We start from the raw sequence: 22548 nt of genomic DNA on the forward strand, positions 1-22548 counted from the left end.
AAACTAACCAATAGGAAAGAAAATAGCAGGTTTCTGATCTAAAGCGAGCTCGGGGCTGGTGAGAGCCGAGTGATGGTACTGCTGGTTGGCGCTTTCTCTAAAGAGCAAGCTCAGGTGTTTGTAGCTTGCTTGACATCTGTTTATCAACAAGATCAAATGAAGTAATAAATTAGGGTGGAACCGCGTTTTGACGCCCCTATGCCTTTAGGTGTAGGTGGCTATAGACGCGGTTTTTTTCTTTGAAAAACTGTTTAAGAGCCAACCATAAGCCAAGTTGTCCCACCTTACGAGCCAAGCCTTAGCCAGCCTTTGGTTAGTGCCTGCTGTAAGATATAAAAAATAGAAAGAGGAAATCATGAGTAACAAACTTACCTTTCAAGAGATTATTTTGACGCTACAGCAATATTGGAATGATCAAGGCTGTATGCTAATGCAAGCCTATGACAATGAAAAAGGAGCAGGGACCATGAGTCCTTATACCTTCCTTCGCGCTATTGGTCCAGAGCCTTGGAATGCTGCCTATGTGGAGCCATCTCGTCGTCCTGCTGACGGCCGATACGGCGAAAATCCCAATCGTCTGTATCAGCACCACCAATTTCAGGTGGTGATGAAGCCTTCTCCAAGTAATATTCAGGAGCTTTACCTGCAATCTCTTGAAAGACTTGGGATTAATCCATTGGAGCATGATATTCGATTTGTTGAGGACAACTGGGAAAATCCTTCAACCGGCTCAGCTGGACTTGGCTGGGAGGTCTGGCTTGATGGTATGGAGATTACACAATTTACCTACTTCCAGCAGGTGGGAGGCCTAGCAACATCACCAGTGACAGCAGAGGTCACCTATGGCTTAGAGCGCTTAGCCTCATACATTCAAGAGGTGGATTCGGTCTATGATATCGAATGGGCACCTGGTGTTAAGTATGGCGAGATTTTTCTTCAGCCAGAATATGAGCATTCCAAGTATTCCTTTGAGGTATCCAATCAGGACATGCTGCTTGAAAACTTTGAGACCTTTGAAAAAGAAGCAGAGCGTGCTTTAGCACAAGGGCTTGTCCACCCAGCCTATGACTATGTCTTGAAATGCTCTCATACCTTTAACCTGCTTGACGCTCGTGGTGCAGTCTCTGTGACAGAGCGTGCTGGCTATATTGCTCGGATTCGTCATTTAGCTCGCAGCGTTGCCAAAACCTTTGTTGCAGAGCGTAAAAAGCTTGGCTTCCCATTGTTAGATGATGCTAGCCGAGTAGCCTTGCTGGCAGAGGACTAAGGAGCTGGACCTAAACCAGCTCCTTGTAGTAAATGCAGCTTGTATGATCTTGTAAGCTCTAGTTGCTGCTAGCAGCTTACCTATCTGGTAGGTGCTTTTTAAAAGCGATGATGCTTAAAGGCCTGGTGACTAGTCCTGTCAAGCTCAGTCTTTCTGCTAAGTGATCTTGTCTAACAGGCAGCTTATTAGCAGGCTTGCAGGATTAGGAGCTAGTGATTTGGTCTCCTAAACCTACCCCATAACTTGAAGAAAGGAAAGAAAGATGGGACAAATCTTGTAGACAAAGGATCGTCCAAGCTTGCCCAAGGCATGCTAGGATCGGTTTGATCTTCTCTTTTAGATTTGATACCCATAGGATTTTAATGATGACAAAAGATTTACTTGTAGAACTTGGTCTTGAAGAGCTTCCTGCCTACGTTGTCACACCTAGTGAAAAGCAGCTTGTGCAGCGTATGGCTGATTTTCTTAAGGCCAATCGGCTTAGCTATGACGCAATCGAAGGCTTTTCAACGCCCCGTCGTTTAGCAGTGCGTGTGCTGGGCTTAGCTGATCAGCAGACTGATCTGACAGAGGATTTTAAGGGACCCTCTAAAAAAATTGCTCTTGATGCTGATGGTCAATTTTCAAAAGCCGCTCAGGGCTTTGTTCGTGGAAAGGGCTTGACCGTTGATGACATCGAATTCCGAGAGGTCAAAGGCGAGGAATACGTTTATGTCACCAAGCATGAAGTGGGCAAGCAGGCTAAGGACGTTTTAGCAGCGGTGCCCGAGGTTCTTGCTTCCTTGACCTTCCCAGTCAGCATGCACTGGGCTAACAACAGCTTTGACTATATTCGTCCGGTGCATAGCTTGATTGTACTGTTAGATGATGAGCCTTTGGAGCTTGACTTTTTAGACATTCATTCGGGACGTATCAGTCGCGGGCATCGCTTCCTTGGAGAAGAGACTAGCATTACAAGTGCTGATTCCTATGAGGCTGATCTGCGCAGCCAATTCGTCATTGCCTCTGCTAAAGAGCGTCAAGAGATGATCATAGCACAAATCAGAGCCATCGAAGCAGAGCAAAAGGTTCAGGTGGATATTGATGAGGACCTCTTAAATGAGGTGCTCAACCTGATAGAATACCCAACTGCTTTCATGGGAAGTTTTGATCCCAAGTACCTGGAAATCCCAGAAGAGGTTCTAGTAACCTCAATGAAGAACCATCAGCGTTATTTTGTCGTGCGTGATCAGGCTGGCAAGCTAATGCCGAATTTTATTTCTGTTCGTAACGGTAATGCTAAGCATCTTCAAAATGTGATTAAGGGCAATGAAAAGGTGCTTGTTGCTCGTCTTGAAGATGGAGAATTTTTCTGGCGTGAGGACCAAAAGCTATCTGTTGAGGATTTGGTTGCTAAGCTAGCTCATGTGACCTTCCATGAAAAGATAGGCTCTCTGGCTGAGCATATGGACCGGACCAAGGTTATTGCAGCCTTTCTTGCTGACCAGGCTGGACTCTCAGAAGCAGAAAAAAGTGCTGTCGCTCGTGCTGCCCAGATTTATAAATTTGACCTGCTAACTGGCATGGTTGGGGAATTTGATGAGCTACAAGGCATTATGGGAGAGAAATACGCCCTTTTAGCTGGCGAAGCTGCTGCTGTCGCAACAGCGATTCGTGAGCATTATTTGCCGGATTCGGCAGAAGGAGAGCTGCCTGAAACAAAGGTTGGTGCTGTTCTTGCTCTTGCTGATAAGTTAGACACCCTGCTGTCCTTTTTCTCTGTTGGTTTGATACCGTCAGGATCCAATGACCCTTATGCCCTACGTCGTGCAACTCAAGGGATCGTCCGAATTCTTGAGCATTTCGGCTGGAGCATTCCTATGGATAAGCTGATTGATAGCCTATATGAGCTGTCATTTGAGAGCTTGACCTATCAGCATAAGGCTGAGGTGTTGGACTTTATTTGTGCACGTGTGGATAAAATGATGGGCTCAGCCATTCCAAAAGATATACGTGAAGCAGTTTTGGCTAGCTCAAGCTTTGTTGTACCAGAAATGTTAGCAAGAGCAGAGGCTCTGGTTGCAGCAAGCCAGCTAGACACCTACAAGCCAGCTGTCGAGTCGCTGTCTCGTGTCTTTAATCTAGCGAAAAAGGCAGCTAACGCTGTGCCGATTGATACGAGTCTCTTTGAAAATGACTACGAAAGGGCTTTGGCACAGGCTGTTGATTCACTAGTGTTATCTGGCTCAGCCAAAGAACAGCTAGCTCAGGTCTTTGCCCTTAGTCCAGTTATTGATGACTTCTTTGACCATACGATGGTCATGACAGAGAACGAAGCCATTAGATGTAACCGCTTAGCGCTGTTAGCAGAGCTGGTTAAAAAGGTAGAGACCATTGCGGCCTTTGACCGATTAAATACTAAATAATTCGCTGTGTAAGATTAAGCACATCGCCCTGTGTTAGCTGTTCGTATTCCCTAGATGATATAGGTGACTGATTACCTGCCTTGGGATAAGTCCTTCCCTAAGCACTCAAGACTTATCAAGCAATTGATACTTAGTCAAATCAGTCCCTCTTGCTTGCTAGGGGATATCGTCTTGGGCTAGCTTTGCTAGCAATAGCTGTGCTGGTCAGTGGTCAATAAAAGCATCAGGATCGCTGTTAGTAAAGTGAGCATGGATTTTAGCTTTTCACAAGAAGTTAGCTACAGCCTTCTTAGCAGAAGCATAAGGCTAAGCAGCTGCTGGCACAGCCTTAGATATAGACAAAAAGAGTGCAGTACTCTATGTCACAAACGAAAGAGAAAGGATTAGAGGCAGCCCCATTTGCAGGAAACCCTTGCTGGCAAAGCTGGTGAAAAAGGACTTGAAAGGTCCTAGTAACGGTCCTAAAGAGACTGTCTAGCCCATCATCAAGCCTCATCAGCTGCCCACTGCTTTTGGTGCAGCCCTTATATGTGATTTATGGATCCTAAAAAAATCGCTCGTATTAACGAGCTTGCAAAAAAGAAAAAAACAGTTGGCTTGACTGGTCCTGAAAAGGTAGAGCAGGCCAAGCTGCGTGAGGAATACATTGAGGGCTATCGCCGCTCAGTGCGCCATCACATTGAAGGCATTAAGATTGTTGATGAAGACGGAAACGATGTTACTCCTGAGAAATTAAGACAGGTGCAGCGCGAAAAAGGTCTGCATGGACGGTCACTTGATGATCCGGAATCTTGATTATTAAATGAATATAAATATTTTGCCATGATTTAATGTTACTAATGAGAAAAAGATAAACAAAGACAAATAGCTTTAATCATTAGGTCTTTCGGCAAAAGAGTCATTATTTTTAGAAATGGTTAATTGTGAGGCACTAACCATCTGTCTCATCAATACAGTTGTAGGTAGAGATAATAATATCTCTACCTATTTTAATGCGTTTCATTAAAAAGACTGATAGTTTATAAATGCCATTAAAGAGATAGGCTTAAGACTTTGTCAAGCTCAATAAGCTAACCTTTCTGAAAAAAAATAATGACATTTTTGTAAGAAAATATTAAAGAAAGCATTTACATATGTCTTGAATTTTAATATAATATAGTTGGTAAGAATTGAATGGTCACTTTAACAAGGGCGATACAAAATAGCTAGCCTTGTGTTGCTGGATACTGGCTCATGATTGCTTTTGCTATCAGTTGAGAGGTATTCTCATTTAACTCTTATCAGTGTTTTGTTTTACCGATCAGGCGATATAAGGAGGTAAGCATTATGTTACAATTTACTTCAAATATCTTAGCTACTAGTGTAGCAGAAACAACTCAAGTTGCTCCTGGTGGTTGCTGCTGTTGCTGTTCTTGTTGTTGCTGCGTCTCAGCTTCATGGGGCAATACTACCATAAACAACAATTATGGTGCAGCTGAGCCAAAAGCGTAAACTTTAATACTTCTATTTAATAGTTAATAGCTAGATCACAATCATTAGTTTGCTAGCGACTAAGGTTACAGTTTGTAATTGATGGTGTTAGCTGGTGTTGGATAGGGGTGTTACATGACAAGAGACGAAGACAATCAGCTTGATGTCAACGTCTTGTAGTAATTAGCAGGTACTAGTCGGTACCTGCTAATTACTATTATTTATTAATATATTACAGGAAGACAGTTATGCCATTTTTTTCTAAGGAAAAACAACGTTCGGATAACCAAAGTGACCTAACAAGAGAAGAAGCACGACAGTTATTTGAATTTAATACCAATCACTTATCGTTATCAACCTATCATCATCAAACGGTATTAAAAACATCAAAACAGCTTGTGGCACAGCATTTGATGCCTGATGAAACAGACAATCTTAGCCAACGGTTTTTGATGAATTACAAGGCTAATAACAATTACCTAGGGTTTAAGACCAGTGTGGCTGAGTTTTTTACGGATTCTGCAGTGACCACCTTTTCAAATAGTGACTATTTTGAGGATAGGGCAAACACGATAGCACTTCCTAAAGCTAAGAAGGTCTCAGCAGCCCTATCAACCTGTATCACCAACCGGAGAAGTCATAGGCAGTTTATAGATGAGGAGATGCCTTTGCAGGATTTGGCTGATTTGCTTTATTATGCTTGTGGTGTCAGCTCTCAGGCGATTATCAAAGAAGGCATGACTAAGACAGTAGCCTTAAGAAATTGTGCTTCTGGTGGGGGTCTGTACCCCATCACCTTATTTTTCTATGCAAGAAACGTAGAAACACTCAAGGACGGTTTTTATGAATACCTTCCTTATCAGCACGCCCTGAGGTGTCATCATCTTAGTGATCAGGAGGATATTAGAGCCTTTGCCGAATACGGACCGATCACTGCCGAAAACTGCAATGTCATTCTTATCTATGTTTATCATTACATCAAAAACACACGTAAATATGGAAATCAAGCTACTGCTTATGCCTTTATTGAAGCTGGAGAGATTGCTCAAAATGTTCAATTGGTCTCAACAGCTTTGGTATATGGAAGTGTTGATATTGGGGGGTACAATAAGGAATACCTCCAAGAAAAGCTAGGCTTGGATGGCTTGACCCAGCATGTGATTCACATGACGATTATTGGAAATAAGGAGTCTCAATGAAATATCAATTAAATAGCAATGTTCGCATTGTGCAATTTGACGATACGTTTTGCTTTAGAAAAGGCCTATGGGATTTTAATGAAGCTGTTTTAGACATTGCACAAGAGCCACAAGCCTTAAAAGAAGCCTACTACAGTATCATCTCCGATTGGTTTAACGGGAAGGTTATTGATACTGATACCTACGAAAAAACACTAGAGTCTGACTTATTTGCAAAATTGTCAGAGGTCATCACAGCCTTGTATTATAACGACCTATTGATGCTTGAGGACGCTTATGCTCTTGAAGAAAATATCATGAAGGTCTTAACAGGCAATTATCATTTCATAGCTGAATCAGGACAGGCTAAGGATACTGCACCTGTCTTATTTATCAGTGATTCAAGCTATGTCAATGAATCTGCTGAGCTGCTGGCCAAGCACCTGAACTTAAACCTTCAGGTGGCTAGCGATGAGCTAAAAATGCTCATTCAAGAAACAGATGTTACCTCTCGCTTAGATGCTCTGGAGCACCATCGCAACATGAAGTGCTTATCTGAGAAGCTCGCAGACTATCAGAGTATTGTTATTTGTCAAGGCCGGTTGAATATTATGATGCTGCGTCACCTTAATGAAATCAGTGTGGCCTTGAAAAAACAATTGGTGCTTGGCTTTGTTGATGGGCCATTTATCCATGGTTGTACCTTAAATCCTCCTCATAGTGCTGATTTTGATAGCTTGGAGAGAAGGGTGCTGGCACGTCTACAGGACCATACGCTTTATCAGCGCTTTGCAAGTCAGCAGCTGCCGCCAACGCAGCCTGTTAGCTCCTCTTATGTGCCTTTGTTAAATGTGTTAATGAATCTGGTTGTCAGTGAGGCCTTTATTATAGCTCAAACAGGAAGCTCAAAATTTGAAGGGCGTTTGTTAAGTGTCTATTTGCCAACGCTTGAGATTCAGGTGCAGGATATTTTGAAAATGTCTAATTCTCAGACACAAGGGGCTCTGGCAAAATTAAGGTATGAGGATCAACAGATTTCAACACGTGAGATTGTTAAAAAACTCCTTCAAGAAGAGTCATAAGGAGGTCTAACAATGCTACATTATTACCCTTCGTTCAACCATATCCTTGATAAGCTAAAGGGCCTTAGTGGTAACCGAACTGGTATCTTAAATCAGTCTCAGGTTCCTATTTGTAACCATCCTCATGATGTTTACCTAAAGAGTGTGACAGGTCAGATGCCTGATTACCACAAGCAGTTTATTGGTGAGCTGAGTCAGGTGAGCTATCATATCATCGGTTATGGCAGTCATTATGAGGAGGCCTTGATCAAATACTTAGGTGAAAGCATTGAGCGTTATGCCACTGTTATTGCTGGGGAATTATTATCAGACCGGATTGTTTATGCTTCTTATAGAGAATTGAGCCAGACAGATCCTGTCATGCCCTTAGAGTATTTGCAGGTTTTTACACAGGAACAAATTGACCGTTGTCATGATTTGCACATGATCATGTGTGATAAAATGGTGACACAAGACGATGTCTTGGGCTGGGTTAAGTGTCCGATGTTTTTTGAAGATAAGGAGATGTATGTGCCTGCCCAAATGCTTTGCGTTGGCTATAAGACCAACCAGGCTGTAGGCGAAAAGCACATCATTCCAGGTTTTTCAACGGGGACAGCCTCTCATACAACACTAGAAGCAGCCATGTGTAATAGCTTGATTGAGTATATTCAAATTGACTCTATGATGCTTAGCTGGCATACTAAAAAGCCTTGTCCCAAGGTGATTATTGATGATCCGGAAATTCTAGCTCTTTTGGAGGAAGCTAGACTTGGTAAGGACAGTCTCTATGAGATTATCCCTATTGACATGACTGTTGGAGAGGATAATCCGCTTTATACCTTTGGTATTATCCTCAAAAACAAATACAAGGAAGGTCCTTATCTCTTATTTGGGGTTCAGGCAGGCTTGGATCCTAAGCATACCCTGTTAAGAGGAATCATGGAGGCCTCAGCTATTAGCTATAGCTATTACTATAATTTGTTTTATAATCCAACGTCAACACAAAATGCTGAGAGTGATTCTCCCTTGTTCTTAGACCTAGATAGTAATGTTTTTTACTATGCTCATCCAAAGGATCAGGAGCTTAAATGGGAGGCCTTTGAGCCCTTGATTTCAGGAGAGGTTCGTCTTAGCGACCTGACAAGTCATGCTGGGAAAGATAAAAAAGAGGATTTAAAGACACTACTAGCTTACACTAAAAAAGTAAGTCCCAATGCTGTCTTTTTAGACATTACTCCTCCTGAGGCCTCAGAAAAAGGCTGGTACGTGACACGTGTCCTCACTCCTGAGCTTCTTGAGATGTGTATTCCTGCCTTTCCATTTGCTAATCATCCACGTATGAGACAGTTTGGAGGTGTGACAAATGCCTTTGTACACCCAATGCCTTAACCTATGCTTTTTAATGGCTACCTTTTGTCCGTCGATCGCGATGCAGGCTATTTTTGGCCAAGGTCGTGATAGCTATAGCTTTAATCTGATAGGCTTTTTAAGAGCCGTACTGGTTTATTATGCCCTTGTCTTAACAGGGATTTACCTGCTGTCACCTTCTATTAAGGTACCCTTAGGTCATAGTGATGGTCGTCTCTTGTTCATTGGTTTTATCTTGAGCTTTGTTGTGCTCTTTGTTGAGGTTGCTTTTTTGCATATTAGCCGCTGCTGGCAAAAAAAAGAGTGGCTTCCCTTAGTCCTATCATTTGTCGGAACGACACAAAAATGGCCACAGATAGGCTATCCCTTGGTTTTGGCCTGCTGTGAGGAAATCACCTATCGTTTGATTTGGTTTAACATCTTGTGGCTTCAATGGCGATTGCCAATTGCTCTTGTCTTGTTGATCACCAGCCTGTGCTATGCCCTAAACCATTTCCTGATGGGCAGATCCATTTTTTACGCCAAAATAGTGACCGGTCTTATTTATGGAAGTATTTATTATGTTAGTCAGAGCTTCTGGCTGGTGTTGCTTGTTCATGTTGGAGGCAATTTATGGGTTGAAGGCTTGAGTCATCTTCAATCAATGCATAAGAAGGTGGTACGATGATCATAATACTAGCATTACTATCCTTTTTAATCCTAGTGACCCTTTTTCTAACAAGTCATAAAAGACGTCGCTTAGTCAGATGGCATTTAAGGCATATCAGGGCAGTGTCCTATCAGCAATGGCTTGATCTATTGCTTGGTCTAATCCAGCTTGGCCTAGTGGTTGTTTGTCTATTATTTTCTGATGCTTTAGCTCTTGATGGTTTGCTGGCCTTTTTGGGTCGAGTATCCTTTGGTTGGCCAATCATTTGTTATGTGCTATTGTATGGCATAGCCTTGGTAGAGCTGACCCTGTTGGTTCTGGTCTTGCTTTTTGATCTTATGCTGAAAAAGGATAGTCGCCTACTCTTAGGAAAAATGACTTGGCTAGCCTTTAAATTAGATAGGGCAGCAGCTAGCTTTCTTTTATTAAGTCTTGTCACACTGGTTGATGCCTTTTGCTATTTGGGTTTATGTCTCTTTTTAGGAAAAGGCTCAGTGGCAGGTCTTACGATTGTGGTTTTGGGCTATGCCTTGGTCAAGGCCTGTCGTTACTCAGGCTGGCTACAGCAGCTACTAGCCATATGCCTCTTTAGTGTGATTGGTGTCTGGTGTGTGACAGCCGCCTTATTATATGGCTGGCTGATTGGTTTGCTTTTATTGACCTTAACTTATCTGCTAATTAGTTTTAAAGAGCAGCATTAGAGTTGGAAAGAAGGAATAATATATGAGTTTTGTAGAGTTAAAAGATGTTGTCAAGGTCTATCGAGGCGGCAAAAAGGCAATAGATCATGTCTCACTGACAATTGAGGAAGGGAGAATCTACGGCCTTTTAGGGCCTAATGGCGCTGGTAAGTCAACCTTAATCAATGCTATTTTAGGGTTAATCCCTTTGAATGCTGGCGAAGTGACTGTTTTACAGCAATCTTATAAATCTATTCGAAAAATTAGTTCCAAGATTGGCTATGTCCCTCAGGATATTGCTGTTTATCCTGATTTAACAGCCTATGAGAATGTTGAGCTTTTCGGCTCTCTCTATGGCTTAAAGGGAAGTGAGCTCAAGGAGCAGGTCCTAAAAAGCTTGGAGTTCGTAGGGTTAAAATCACAGGCAAGCCAGTTTCCAAGTCAGTTTTCAGGAGGTATGAAAAGACGGTTAAACATTGCCTGTGCTTTGGTGCATTCTCCTAAGCTAATCATCTTTGATGAGCCGACGGTAGGGATTGACCCACAGTCTCGTAATCATATTTTAGAGTCTATTCGCTTGTTAAATGAGCAAGGAGCTACTGTTATTTACACGACCCACTACATGGAAGAGGTTGAGGCCTTATGTGATTACATTTACATTATGGATCATGGTCAGGTGATTGAAGAGGGCAGTCAGGCCGAGCTAGAAAGACGCTATGAGGCTGATTTCACAAAGCAAATCATGGTGACAGTCGCAGCTGACCAAGCAATCGATCTCTCTGATAAGCCCAATTGGAGATTGATGGATAATGAGCTTGAAGCAGTTCTCTTGATTGAAAATGAAGACATTGGCTCAGTTGTTCGTCAGTTAACAGATGCTCATATTGCTTTTAGTGAGATTAGGCATAAGCATTTGAATTTAGAAGAAATCTTCCTGCATTTGACTGGTAAGAAGCTAAGAGATTAGGGGTTGTTATGGTCTTATTTCATTTAATCAAAAAAGAAAGCTTACAGATTTTTAGGGATCGGACTGCTTTGTTGATGATGGTGGTTTTTCCTATCTTGATGATTCTGATTTTAAGCTTTGCTTTTAAGTCCAGCTTTAATACAGCAGCTACTGTTCCTAAATTGACGGTTCGTTATCAGCTTGAGGGCAAGGAAACAGAGTATCAAAAGAACTTTATCACGTTTTTAAAGCTGTTAAATAAAGAGCTTCATTTAGAAGCTAAAGAAACCAAGGATATCGCCAAGGCTAAGCAAAAGGTCAGTGAGGGCGCCTTAACAGCAGCTCTAGAGGTTAAGAGCGATCAAAACATTGAGGTGACCACCAACAGCATTAACCAACAGAATGCTGATTTGATTAATATGCTTGTCAATATCTATGTGGATAACGCCAAGACCTATGATTCGATTGCTAACCTTTATCCAGAAGCCATTAGCAACATCAAGAAAAGAAAAATAGACTATATCGCCTCTAGCTCTGTGCAAACCAGTAAAGGCATGAGCTCAGCGGATTACTATGCTATTTCCATGTTTACCATGATTACCTTTTATAGCATTATGTCAGCGATGAATCTGGTGCTATCAGATCGTCAGCAAGGGGTGGCTAGCCGCATTTATTTGACAGGAGTCTCAAATAGTGCTATTTTGCTTGGAAAATTAATTGGTGGTATGCTAGCAACAGCAGTCCAGCTAACCATTCTTTATGTCTTTACCCGATTTGTGTTACGTGTTAATTGGGGGCCCAATGACTGGCAGATTATCGGTGTGACAGCCTCGTTAGTTTATTTGTCTGTTGCCATCGGTATCGGACTTGCGACTGGTATTAGAAATCAATCCTTTTTGACGGTAGCGTCTAATGCAGTCATTCCGATCTTTGCCTTTTTGGGAGGGAGCTATATTCCTTTATCAACCTTAAATAGCGCCTTGATTAATCAGCTGTCTAATATTTCCCCGATAAAATGGGTCAATGATAGCTTGTTTTATCTTATTTTTGGTGGGCAATCCAATCCCATACCGGTTACCTTAATGGTTAATCTTGGCATAGGAACAGCCTTTATCCTCTTTGCTTTGGTCAGAATGAGAAAGCAGGTGGCAGCATGATTCCTTTTATTAAAGCTCTATTTATCAAAATTAGACGTAAAAAAACAAGCTATATCACCTTTATCCTGTTGCCTATGCTAACAACAATGCTGGCCTTGTCCTTGAGCTTTACAGGGGGAAGTCAAGCCAAGATTGGGATCTTAGATAAGGATAAGAGTCAGGTTTCCAAGCAATTTGTGTCGCAATTAAAGCACAATAAAAAGTATCAGATATATACTAGGCTAGAGGAAAGGGCTATTGATCAATACCTAAAGGCCAAGACACTAGAGGCTGTGCTGACCATTGAGCCGGGCTTTGGTGAGAAGGTTCTAAAAGGAGATACTCAAAAGCTTGCACTGCGTTCGATTGCTGATAGTCAAATAACAGAATGGTTTAAGGCGCAGGCTAATTATCTCTTGGAGAATTACAATATCATTGGTGATGCGGCAGCAGGCAATCAAGAGGTTTTCAAGAAGATTTCAGCCCATAACACAAAGCTATCCTACAAGGTCAAAGAAATCACCCTAGCTGATCGTTCCCAAAGTAAGTCTGTTTCCTCGACAACAACTGGCTTTTTATTGATCCTAATGCTAGGCAGTACCAGTGTCTTGTACGGTGGTATCTTGCTTGATAAGTCCAGTCAAATCTACAATCGCTTAGTCTTATCAAGGCTATCAAGGCTTCAATACATGCTGAGCTATGTCTGTGTTGGTATTGTTGCCTTTGCGATACAAATAGTGATTATGCTGGGATTACTCAGGGTAGCAAATGTCAGCTTTTATATTCCAACAGCCATTGTTTTGTTGACCTTCTTCCTTTATAGTTTGTTAGCTATAGGCTTTGGCTTAATGATTGGTGCAGTTTCTAAAAATGCGCAACAAAGCAGTCAATTGGCTAATCTGATTGTGATGCCAACCTCTATGTTGGCAGGTTGTTTGTGGCCGCTTAGTATTACGCCGCCTTATATGCAGGCGATTGGAAAGCTACTCCCACAGCATTGGGTGCTAACCATCATCAGCACTTTCCAAAATGGCGGTAATCTAGGTGAGGCTTGGCCTTATTTCTTGGCCTTGTTTGTAGCAGCCATGACCTTAATGGTACTAGCAAGCGTGCTGATGAAGCCTTTACATCGCTAGACTAAGTTGTCTTACCCTTTTTGAACAAAGCTTAAAAAGCCTTATCGTTCCATTTATGGCGCGATAAGGCTTTTGTGTTGTATTAGACTAGATACTGATCAACTAAACGACTACAGATAATCTTTTAGTGTCTTAGTCTTTTCTTTTGCGTCTTGTTAGGAAGCCTAATCCAAGAAGAGAGAGTAAGCCTGTTCCAAGTCCTGTCATTAGACTGCCTGCTTCATTTGTTCTTGGTAGTCCCTTGCCGCTAGATTGGCTAGTAGCGTTTGACGGCTTGGTTGGTTTTTGAGGTTTAGCTTCTGACTGAGGCGCAGGTTTAGGTTGAGGTTTTGTCTCTGGTTGAGGTGTAGGTTTAGGCTCAGGTTCCGGCTTAGGCATTGGTTCCGGCTCAGGCTGCGGTTCTGGTTTAGGCTGAGGTTCCGGTTTAGGCTGAGGTTCCGGCTTAGGCTGAGGTTCCGGCATTGGCTTAGGCTCAGGATCTGGCTTAGGTTCAGGATCAGGCTTAAGTTCAGGATCTGGCTTAGGCATTGGTTCTGGCTTAGGCTCAGGTTGTGGCTTAGGCTCAGGTTGTGGCTTAGGCTCAGGATCTGGCTTAGGCTCAGGATCTGGCTTAGGCTCAGGATCTGGCTTAGGCTCAGGTTGTGGCTCAGGCTTAGGCTCAGGATCTGGCTTAGGCTCAGGCTCTGGTTTAGGCTGCGGCTCAGGCTTAGGCTTAGGGCCAGGTTTCGGAAGAGGTACTAAAGTTGAACCAAGAAGATTTTGAAATGGCTTATGCCTGTCGTAACTTTGTTGTGTTGTTACATAAATATCTAAATGATATGTTGGCTGTTCATGTCCTTTAGCTGCTTTCTCTCCAGTTTCAATTAAATTCATAAGAGATTTATTTTCTTCTTCAGTTAGGTGATAATTGTCTTTAAAGTATTGCTTGTCGAAACTATCGCTGAAATACCAGATAGCTAGCTGGGTTAATATTCTACTTTTAGTATTATCATGACTCAATTGCTTATTGGGATAACCGTTAGCAAGAACTGCTACTAGAGCCTTACCAATATCTCCAATTTGTCTGGGGTTACTAGCGTTTTGTTTAAAAGTTTCAGTTGTTCCAGTTAATTTATTATATAAAGGTAGTTTGTATGGGTATGGTATAGATTCAGGAGTAGGATATACACTTTCCCAGTTCTCTGGCCATTCTTTATCTCTGTTAAAGCAATAGACTACATTGCTATTTTCTGTTTTTCTCTGACTTTCATTTGTTGGTGTTACATACAGAAAAAGTGGCGATGCATACCTAGTTCCATCATTCCACCCATAATACTGCTCGGCTAGGATTCTGGCTGATCCGCCGATAAAGCTGCCCGACATGATGATGCAGACTGTCGAGGCTGCCAGCATCTTCTTCATTGTTTTTCTCATGTTTCTCTCCTTTGAGTTTAGAAATAGTCATTCCCAAACCTTTCTTCTCCGTAGAATAGCTTAACATGGTGAGTCTAAGCTGTGAATCATTTTCTGATAATTGGCGTCCGTAGTTTCGTTTTTTTTTTAATTAAAACGTAAATTGTCTGATATTATTTTGGGTTAGCAAAACCAGTCTAAAGCTGGAAAAATAGTATTGAGGCCAAACAATAGGGAATGCAAAAAAGCTAATCGTTCGGAGTAAAACGATTAGCTTTTTTGTCATCTAGTTGATAGCCAATGATTAAAAGGCTATGGGTAGTGTTTTAGTTATTGCTTTCTTTTGCGTCTAGTTAGGAAGCCTAATCCGAGAAGAGAGAGTAAGCCTGTTCCCAATACTGTGATCAAGCTGCCTGTGTCATTTGTTTTTGGCAGTGATTTGCCGCTAGATTGGCTAGTAATGGTTGATGGCTTGGTTGGTTTTTGAGGTTTAGCTTCTGACTGAGGCGCAGGTTTAGGTTGAGGTTTTGTCTCTGGTTGAGGTGTAGGCTTAGGTTCTGGTTTAGGGTCCATTGGCTTAGGTGCAGGGTCAGGCATTGGATGTGGCATTGGATCTGGGGTAGGAGTAGGATTTTCTCCACGAGGTCCTTGTTCCCCGCGTTCGCCTTGAGGCCCTTGCTCCCCGCGTTCGCCTTGAGGTCCTTGCTCCCCGCGTTCGCCTTGAGGTCCTTGCTCCCCGCGTTCGCCTTGAGGTCCTTGCTCCCCGCGTTCGCCTTGAGGTCCTTGCTCCCCACGTTCGCCTTGAGGTCCTTGCTCCCCACGTTCGCCTTTTTCTCCATCTTTTCCAGGATCACCCTTAGGACCAGGAATGCCTTGTTGCCCAGGGTCTCCTTTTTCACCTTTAGGCCCAGGCTGCCCGTCCTTACCATCTTGTCCGTCTTTACCAGGATCCCCTTTGGGACCAGGAATGCCTTGTTGCCCAGGGTCCCCTTTTTCACCCTTAGGCCCAGGCTGCCCGTCCTTACCATCTTGTCCGTCTTTACCAGGGTCCCCTTTGGGACCAGGAATGCCTTGTTGCCCAGGGTCCCCTTTTTCACCCTTAGGCCCAGGTTGCCCATCTTTACCATTTTCTCCATCTTTTCCAGGATCACCCTTAGGCCCAGGCTGCCCGTCTTTACCATTTTGTCCGTCACGTCCAGGAGCACCATCTTTTCCTGTATCGCCTTTAGGACCCTTTTCACCAGGCTTACCGTCTAGACCTTTTTCACCTTTAGGCCCACGTTCTCCGGTTTCTCCTTTGTCACCTCTAGGTCCCTGTGGTCCAGTATCACCTTTAGGGCCGCGCTCGCCTCTTTCACCTGGTTTGCCATCTAGTCCATCACGTCCAGGTTTACCAGGATCTCCTTTTTCCCCACGTGGACCATCTAGACCATGTTTGATAAATATTCTGTCAATCTCTTCGTTTAAATCCTTATCATATCTTCCATTTTTATTCTTGTCATTATAAGTAATAATCCAGTAGCCGTTGTTATATCCTTGTCGCCCAGCTTCAAATGTTAATTTATAGCACTGACAATTTTCTTTGTATGGTATATCAGGAACCGGAGATTTAGAAATTAAATGTGTGCCAAGAAGATTTTGATATCCATATTTTTTATAACCACCAGATTTATAAATGTATAAATCTAATGTCTGTTTTTTATTTAATTCCGCTTTTTCGCCTATGGTTATTAGTTCAAATAATTTTTGTTCTTCTGTTTCAGTCAAACCATAATTGGTACGGAAACTTTCTTTAGGGTAACTATCAGTAAAATACCATATGGCTAATTGAGTGACTTTCCTTGCTGAAGAATCTGATAAGCCAAGATTAGAATTAGGATATCCCTTGCTTAAAAGAGAAACCAAAGTTTTTGTAATTTCTGGGACAGTATTTCTAAAATTTGAAGCATTGCTTTTAAATGTATTATCATCTCCTGAGATTCTATCATATACTGGTAAACCATTATGTATACTCGAAACATTATGAAATCGTTCTTCCCAAGGATCTGGGTAAAATTTTGTTTTGTTAAAGCAATAAACTACACGTTGCTTACTCAAATCTCTAACTGAATTAATTGCAGGTGTTACATATAGAAATGAAGGATTTTCATGTTTTCCATCTTCCCACCCATAATATTCCTCCGCCAACACTCTGGCTGATCCGCTGATGAAGCTGCCTGACATGATGATACAGAGCGTCGAGGCTGCTAGCATCTTCTTCATTGTTTTTCTCATTGTTTCTCTCCTTTGAGTTTAGGTATAATCATTCCTAAACCTTTCTTTTTCCAGACAATACTTTAGCACGACGCCTGCGGGCTGTGAATAGCTTTCTGACAATTGCTCTCCGTAGTTTCGTTTTTTTTTTTTTTTAATTAAAATCGAAATTGTCTGATATTGTTACACATCAACAAGACTTATATAAGGCTAGAAAAGCATTGTTATTGGGAGGCTAATGGTTCTTACAACTCACGAGCTGTATGCACAGGCTGGGCGGTTGCTTAATGATTAATGGTCTATTCATTAGCTCATACAAATAGGCCTTACTGACGTTGAGAATCCATAAGAAAACACCCCATGATGAGTTGTTTTGTCTAACCATTGGGGTGTGGATATTAGGCTTATTGTGATTTATGGTGTGGGCTTAGCGATCATGGCATGGGCGTGCGTCACACCGTATTGATCTAGGTTGATGCAGGTCATCTGATGGCTGCTGCAATCGTATCGGTAAAGCTTTTTGGGAAAGAGGAAATAGTAGCTGCTTGAGGTCATCATAAAGTAGGGAGAGCTTGTCTCCTGACCGGCTAGCTCCTCAAAGCGAATGGTTCTTTCCTCTCCGGTATCTAGCTGGTAGATGGTCCATGCAAAGTCAGGATTATAATGCTGATCATTTTCGATGATAAGCTCATTGGTTTTGGCATGGTGGTAAATGGCTCTAGGACTGTTGACATGAAGCATGAGGTAGGACTTTTGACCGCTATCTAAGTCATAGGTCATCACCTTGTTACCAGGTCTAGGTTCTCCAGTTTCTAAAATGCCATCAGCAGCCTGAGTAATGTAAAGGGTTCGTCCGACGTTGACCATGCGCAGATAGGCAGTGCTTTCGTCCAGATCTATCCGATCAGTGATAGTAAAGGATTTGTCCATTTTCCATAGCTCAGTTTTGGGTTGCTGACTCTTGATGTCTACAGCACTGACAAGCAGGTACAGAGCGTCATCAATCACCAGAAACTGATTGCTGGCATTAATGGTGTCTCGGTTTGGGATAGACTTGTGAGCCTGTTTTTTCAGGTGGCAGTCATACTTGTAGCAGTCAATACGATCGGCAAAGACAGCTGTTGTGTAAAAGTAATCACCATCAGTTGTAGAGGTGTAGGCGTCATTGCCATCAGCATGAAGAACCTTTTCTTCTAGGCTTGCTTGATCAATGTGAGTTAACAGGATCTTAAGATCATTTCCCTCTCTTGTCTTTGCAAAATATCCCTGATTTGCCTGCTTAAAGCTTTCTCGCTCAAATAGCTTGTGTTGTGTTCGAGAGACAGTCTCAACAGGCACCAGACTGTCAGCTTTTTCCATAAAGGTCCTAACATGATCCTTGTCAAAAATAGCGACTTGATAGGGCTTACTAATCTTGGAGTGGCAAGCAGATAGGGAAAATCCTCCTAATGCTAGTATCAATATCGTCAGCAATAGCTTATAAAAATACCTTATCATCATTATTTATTCCAATTCTTATAGGTAGGATGGTAAACATAAACCTAAAGTCTAAATGATTAAGTAGCTTAAAAATAAAAAGAAAGCGCTCTTTGTTTATAATATCACAATAATCAATAGGAAATGAATAATGATTCACTAATGATTTCCTATAATTGCTTATTTTATGTTTTAATTTAGAAAAAAGTTATCTGTTTTTTAATACTAACCAAAGCTTTTAGGCAGCTCAGAAGCTGATGATAGATACTGATAGTAGTAGAGCCAGCTATGGTTTTCTATCAATGTGTGGCTTTCTCTTTTTCTGGACGGCAGCCTTTTTGATGTAAAGGCAGTGAAGGTCCTATGCTATTAGTTTGCTAGGAGCCTAGTTCAAAGGCTCAAGCATAGCCTTCAACGAGAGTGGCAGCTATTATTTGCCCCCTTTTAAGGAATACTTTTTTCTTCACTTGAGCTGATGCTTAGATGATTTTTGTGCCATGCACAATAGCTGTTCCTGTTAGTTGGCTTAGCTCTTGGCAGTTGTCAGCTGTGATACCACCGCCAATCATGATTTCGATACGATTTCGAGCAGCCTTGACTAGCTGCTTGATATGGTCAATGTTTTCATAGATGGATCTGGTATCGCTTGAGCCATGAAGCAGGATTCGTACAAAACCATAGTCGATGAGCTGTTCTATGCTTGCGATTTGTTGGTCACGAGCAATCAGGTCAAAGGCCATGTGAAAGACCAGAGGGAGTCCCTGTGTAGCTGGTAGGAGCTGTTCGATAGCGTCGGTGTCAAGCTGGTTGTCCTTAGTCAGCAAGCCCATGACCAAGGCGTCAGTTCCTGCTTCGATAGCCTTTAAGATATCTGCCTCCATGGCACGTAATTCGATGTCGTTATAGACAAAATTACCCCCTCTTGGGCGGATCATTGTTGCAACACTAATCTGCTTGTCATGTAAGAGGTCGCAGGCTTCCTTGATGACGCCATAAGAGGGGGTGGTGCCACCGACTGCAAGGTTGTCGCAGAGCTCAACGCGATTGACTGACTGGCTGGTCAATTGGCTTAGCATGGTTAGGTTTTCAGCACAAAATTCTTTAATCATAATGGTTCTCCTTTGTGATTTACTTTATTATAGCATGATTGCTGGCAATCCTTGAAGAGGCTTTTTGTCAAATGATGACTATTATGCTATACTCAGCTGAGATGAGAAGCAGGCATACCGCTATGAGGTGTCCCTAGCAGAGTGACAAGGTGTAAGGCTTTTTGCGGTAGCATAGCATCATCAAATCAGAATAGATTGTGAGTGTGAACGATGGAGATTAGACTTGCTTTTCCTAATGAGCTTAGTCAGATCATGACAGTGATCAATTCAGCTAAGTCTGCCTTAGCCCAATCAGGCTCTAGTCAGTGGCAGGGGGACGATGGTTATCCTGCTTATCAGGATATTGCTGCTGATGTGTTGCAAGGGCAGGGCTATGTGGCTTTGCTTGAGGGGCAGATTGTTGCTTATGCGGCTGTTATTGATGGCCAAGAGGACGCCTATGACAGGATTTATGATGGGAAATGGCAGCATAATCACCGCCGTTATGTGACCTTTCATCGTGTGGCGGTACTGAGTGATAGGACTGGTCAAGGGCTTGCTCAGACCTTTTTGCAAGGGCTCATTGAGGGGCAGCATGGGCCAGATTTTCGGATAGATACTCATGAGCATAATCAGGTCATGCGGCATATCATTGAAAAGCTAGGCTTTGTTTATTGTGGCAAGGTACCGATTGATGGCGAGCGCTTAGCCTATCAAAAAATAAAGAAAAGCCATGAAAGAGCCGCTTATCAGGAGACTAGCGAGGATAGCCGCTATAGCTATTGATATAGGACCAGAAGAAGCTCATGAGGCCTTTAGTTAGCTATCAGGCAAGCAAGACTGAGCCGGTAAATATGTCTGCCTATCCCAATGTGATAAAATGCAGCTTATAGACGAGCTATCTGATGACCTGTGAGAGATTGGTCTAGCCCCACGCTATGTGTTTTTATTTGAGTAGGTATTAGCGCATGGAATGACTTTTTAATCAGAACATTGGCCTTTAATTAGAACAACATCTAATCAGGCACCAGCGCGTGAAACAGCTTTAGCATGTTGTGTCTTTCCAGCTTCGTTTTTCAAGGGGGACAGCTGTATAGTAAGCGACTTTTGACACTAACGATTGTATGGCAGCATTGAAAGAGCCGCTATTGTTTTTTCATGCGTTTGTTGTGGTGTCAGAGGGCTCCTTCTTGCCTTTAGCTAGGCTTTTTCTTATAATAAATAGTCAAGGGAATAAGCTATTATGTGGGGAGGTCAGATCTTGCCATTGTACGAGTGTGTGTATCAATCGCCCTTAGGAAAAATATCCTTGGTTGCGACTGATGTTGCTTTAATAGGAGCCTGGTTTGAAGGTCAAAGGTATTTTCAGGCTGGGATTAAAGTGCAGCCCATCTGGCAGGAGCAGCATGCCCTGTTAAAAAGAGCCTGTTTGTGGCTTGACGCTTACTTTGAGAGGAAGCCCTATCCCATGCTTGATTGCTTATCTCCACAGGGTACTGATTTTCAGCGAGCTGTTTGGCGAGAATTGCAGACGATAAGATGGGGAGAGACCTTGAGCTATGGTGAGCTTGCCAAGCGCCTGCAGTGTCGTTCGGCTCAGGCTGTTGGTGGTGCCATAGGACGTAATCCTTTAAGTATTTTTATTCCCTGTCATCGTGTACTGGCTGCTGATGGTCGCTTGATTGGCTATGCTGGAGGACTTGAAAAGAAGGCCTGGTTGCTCAGGCACGAGCAAATTAGTGTTAATAAGGAGTAACTGATGATTACCATTTACCAATACCCAAAGTGTAGTACCTGTCAAAAAGCTCTTGCTGAGCTAAAGACCTTGGTTTCTGAGGTTGATGTCATTGATATTAAGGCCAATCCCCCTAAAGCTGAGCAGCTGAAACAATGGCTAGAGCATTCAGATTATAGCCTCAAAAGCTTTTTCAATACCAGTGGTATGCGTTATCGTGAGCTTGGGCTTAAAGATAAGGTTAATTCACTGAGCATCGAGGAGGCAGCAGAGCTTTTGGCAACAGATGGCATGCTGATTAAGCGGCCGATCCTCTTACAGGATAATCAGGTCTTGCAGGTGGGGTATCGAACAGCCTATAAGGATCTAGGTCTTTAAGCGATTAAAAAAAACGGTTCTCTTGGAGAGCCGTTTTTTTTTGATGCTTGGACTGATTTGTCCGAATGCCTCTGACCTTATAGGTCAATTTCTAATAAAATTGGTGTGTGGTCCTGACGTTCTCCTGAGGAAATCATCTCTGAGCGACTAACCTTATCAATCAACCGATTTGACGTGAGCCAGTAATCAATTCTCCAACCGGTATTGTTCAATTTACTGGTCTTGCTGCGCTGTGCCCACCAGCTATAAACGTTTGGAATATCGCCATGAATAAAGCGAAAGGTATCCGTAAACCCTCGGTTAAGCAGGTTAGTAAAGCCAAGCCGTTCCTCATCTGTAAAGCCCGGAGAGCGGTGGTTGCTAGCTGGGTTAGCCAGGTCGATCTCCTTGTGGGCAACGTTGTAATCACCAGTAGCCAAAACAGGCTTTTGGGCATCGAGCTGGGCTAGGTAGTCGGCATATTTTTGATCCCAGAGTTGGCGCTCTTCCAAGCGTCTAAGCCCATCACCAGCATTTGGAGTGTAGACCTGTGTGACAAAGAAATCGTCAAATTCTAGGGTGATAATGCGCCCTTCAGCGTCCATAGTGGTAGGAGCTCCGATATCTGGGAATGTGACAATGGGATTGAGCTCTTTTTTATAGAGAAACATGGTTCCGGCATAGCCTTTTCTGGCCGGCTCAACAGATGAACGCCAAACATTGAGATGATTAGGAAAATAGCCAAGCAAGCTCTCAAGGTGCTTCTTGGTAGGGCCTTTGGCAGATAGCTTTGTCTCTTGAATCGCGATAATATCAGCGTCTTGTGCCACGAGAGTATCAAGCACAGCGCGTGATAAGAGGGCTCTAGGAGATTCACCAGTGAGGGCAGCATTTAAAGAATCAATGTTCCATGAGATGAGTTTCATTTTTCTTCGCTTTCTAAATGAT

Annotated in this window: 20 protein-coding genes; 15 read left to right on the top strand and 5 right to left on the bottom strand. The window is 42.7% G+C overall.

Going from position 1 to position 22548, the window contains the following annotated elements; all coding sequences use genetic code 11:
- Nucleotides 1–355: 355 nt before the first annotated feature.
- The 12 genes from glyQ to I2432_RS02730 all read left to right on the top strand — a co-directional run bounded on the left by glyQ (nt 356) and on the right by I2432_RS02730 (nt 13299).
- Entirely contained in the window at nt 356–1267 is a 912-nt protein-coding gene (gene glyQ / locus I2432_RS02675; RefSeq protein ID WP_165623030.1) for a glycine--tRNA ligase subunit alpha, read from the top strand.
- Between the two features lie 365 nt (nt 1268–1632).
- A complete protein-coding gene (gene glyS, locus I2432_RS02680; protein ID WP_206156388.1) occupies nt 1633–3672 on the top strand; it encodes a glycine--tRNA ligase subunit beta in 2040 nt (679 codons plus the stop codon).
- Between the two features lie 537 nt (nt 3673–4209).
- Nucleotides 4210–4467 carry a DUF896 family protein gene (locus I2432_RS02685; protein WP_012515137.1) on the top strand — a complete coding sequence of 86 codons (258 nt, stop codon included), beginning with the start codon at nt 4210–4212 and terminating at the stop codon, nt 4465–4467.
- A 531-nt stretch (nt 4468–4998) separates the two neighbouring features.
- Nucleotides 4999–5163 carry a streptolysin S family TOMM toxin gene (locus tag I2432_RS02690; protein ID WP_012678394.1) on the top strand — a complete coding sequence of 55 codons (165 nt, stop codon included), beginning with the start codon at nt 4999–5001 and terminating at the stop codon, nt 5161–5163.
- A 227-nt stretch (nt 5164–5390) separates the two neighbouring features.
- On the top strand, nt 5391–6341 hold the full coding sequence (locus I2432_RS02695) for a SagB/ThcOx family dehydrogenase (protein ID WP_206156387.1): 951 nt from the start codon (nt 5391–5393) through the stop codon (nt 6339–6341).
- Nucleotides 6338–7402 (top strand): streptolysin associated protein SagC, encoded by a 1065-nt coding sequence (locus tag I2432_RS02700; protein ID WP_206158974.1) that lies wholly within the window; start codon nt 6338–6340, stop codon nt 7400–7402. Before I2432_RS02695 ends, I2432_RS02700 begins: the two co-directional genes overlap by 4 nt.
- Before the next feature lie 12 nt (nt 7403–7414).
- Nucleotides 7415–8773, top strand: a complete 1359-nt coding sequence (locus tag I2432_RS02705; protein ID WP_021320450.1) for a YcaO-like family protein — start codon at nt 7415–7417, stop codon at nt 8771–8773.
- Nucleotides 8748–9419 (top strand): CPBP family intramembrane glutamic endopeptidase, encoded by a 672-nt coding sequence (locus I2432_RS02710; RefSeq protein WP_206156386.1) that lies wholly within the window; start codon nt 8748–8750, stop codon nt 9417–9419. The genes I2432_RS02705 and I2432_RS02710 overlap by 26 nt, the downstream gene beginning before the upstream one ends.
- A complete protein-coding gene (locus I2432_RS02715; protein ID WP_206156385.1) occupies nt 9416–10102 on the top strand; it encodes a SagF family protein in 687 nt (228 codons plus the stop codon). The genes I2432_RS02710 and I2432_RS02715 overlap by 4 nt, the downstream gene beginning before the upstream one ends.
- A gap of 22 nt (nt 10103–10124) precedes the next feature.
- Nucleotides 10125–11048 carry an ABC transporter ATP-binding protein gene (locus I2432_RS02720; RefSeq protein WP_206156384.1) on the top strand — a complete coding sequence of 308 codons (924 nt, stop codon included), beginning with the start codon at nt 10125–10127 and terminating at the stop codon, nt 11046–11048.
- 8 nt (nt 11049–11056) lie between these two features.
- Complete coding sequence (gene sagH, locus I2432_RS02725) at nt 11057–12184, top strand: SagH family ABC transporter permease subunit (RefSeq protein ID WP_206156383.1); 1128 nt, start codon at nt 11057–11059, stop codon at nt 12182–12184.
- Nucleotides 12181–13299, top strand: a complete 1119-nt coding sequence (locus I2432_RS02730; RefSeq protein ID WP_042670190.1) for an ABC transporter permease — start codon at nt 12181–12183, stop codon at nt 13297–13299. The genes sagH and I2432_RS02730 overlap by 4 nt, the downstream gene beginning before the upstream one ends.
- Nucleotides 13300–13431: 132 nt before the next feature.
- On the opposite strand, the gene I2432_RS02735 is transcribed toward I2432_RS02730, so the two are convergent.
- From I2432_RS02735 to I2432_RS02750, 4 genes are all read right to left on the bottom strand, one after another.
- Nucleotides 13432–14712, bottom strand: a complete 1281-nt coding sequence (locus I2432_RS02735; protein ID WP_206158975.1) for a thioester-forming surface-anchored protein — start codon at nt 14710–14712, stop codon at nt 13432–13434.
- 309 nt (nt 14713–15021) lie between these two features.
- Nucleotides 15022–16965, bottom strand: a complete 1944-nt coding sequence (locus tag I2432_RS02740) for a thioester-forming surface-anchored protein (RefSeq protein ID WP_206158976.1) — start codon at nt 16963–16965, stop codon at nt 15022–15024.
- A gap of 393 nt (nt 16966–17358) precedes the next feature.
- On the bottom strand, nt 17359–18444 hold the full coding sequence (locus I2432_RS02745) for a hypothetical protein (protein WP_206156380.1): 1086 nt from the start codon (nt 18442–18444) through the stop codon (nt 17359–17361).
- A 455-nt stretch (nt 18445–18899) separates the two neighbouring features.
- Nucleotides 18900–19529 (bottom strand): copper homeostasis protein CutC, encoded by a 630-nt coding sequence (locus I2432_RS02750; protein WP_043983756.1) that lies wholly within the window; start codon nt 19527–19529, stop codon nt 18900–18902.
- A gap of 210 nt (nt 19530–19739) precedes the next feature.
- On the opposite strand from I2432_RS02750, the gene I2432_RS02755 reads away from it, so the two are divergent.
- The 3 genes from I2432_RS02755 to I2432_RS02765 all read left to right on the top strand — a co-directional run bounded on the left by I2432_RS02755 (nt 19740) and on the right by I2432_RS02765 (nt 21621).
- Complete coding sequence (locus tag I2432_RS02755; protein WP_043983755.1) at nt 19740–20294, top strand: GNAT family N-acetyltransferase; 555 nt, start codon at nt 19740–19742, stop codon at nt 20292–20294.
- Between the two features lie 457 nt (nt 20295–20751).
- Entirely contained in the window at nt 20752–21264 is a 513-nt protein-coding gene (locus I2432_RS02760; protein WP_012679132.1) for a methylated-DNA--[protein]-cysteine S-methyltransferase, read from the top strand.
- Nucleotides 21265–21267: 3 nt separating this feature from the next.
- The gene (locus I2432_RS02765; RefSeq protein ID WP_014622436.1) at nt 21268–21621 is read left to right on the top strand and encodes an arsenate reductase family protein; all 354 of its coding nucleotides are present in this window, start codon (nt 21268–21270) and stop codon (nt 21619–21621) included.
- Between the two features lie 77 nt (nt 21622–21698).
- Here the strand turns inward: I2432_RS02765 and I2432_RS02770 are convergent, their stop codons facing one another.
- Entirely contained in the window at nt 21699–22526 is an 828-nt protein-coding gene (locus I2432_RS02770) for an exodeoxyribonuclease III (protein WP_012515158.1), read from the bottom strand.
- Nucleotides 22527–22548: the final 22 nt, after the last annotated feature.

The sequence above is a fragment of the Streptococcus equi subsp. zooepidemicus genome (genome assembly GCF_015689395.1).
Taxonomy (GTDB): domain Bacteria; phylum Bacillota; class Bacilli; order Lactobacillales; family Streptococcaceae; genus Streptococcus; species Streptococcus equi.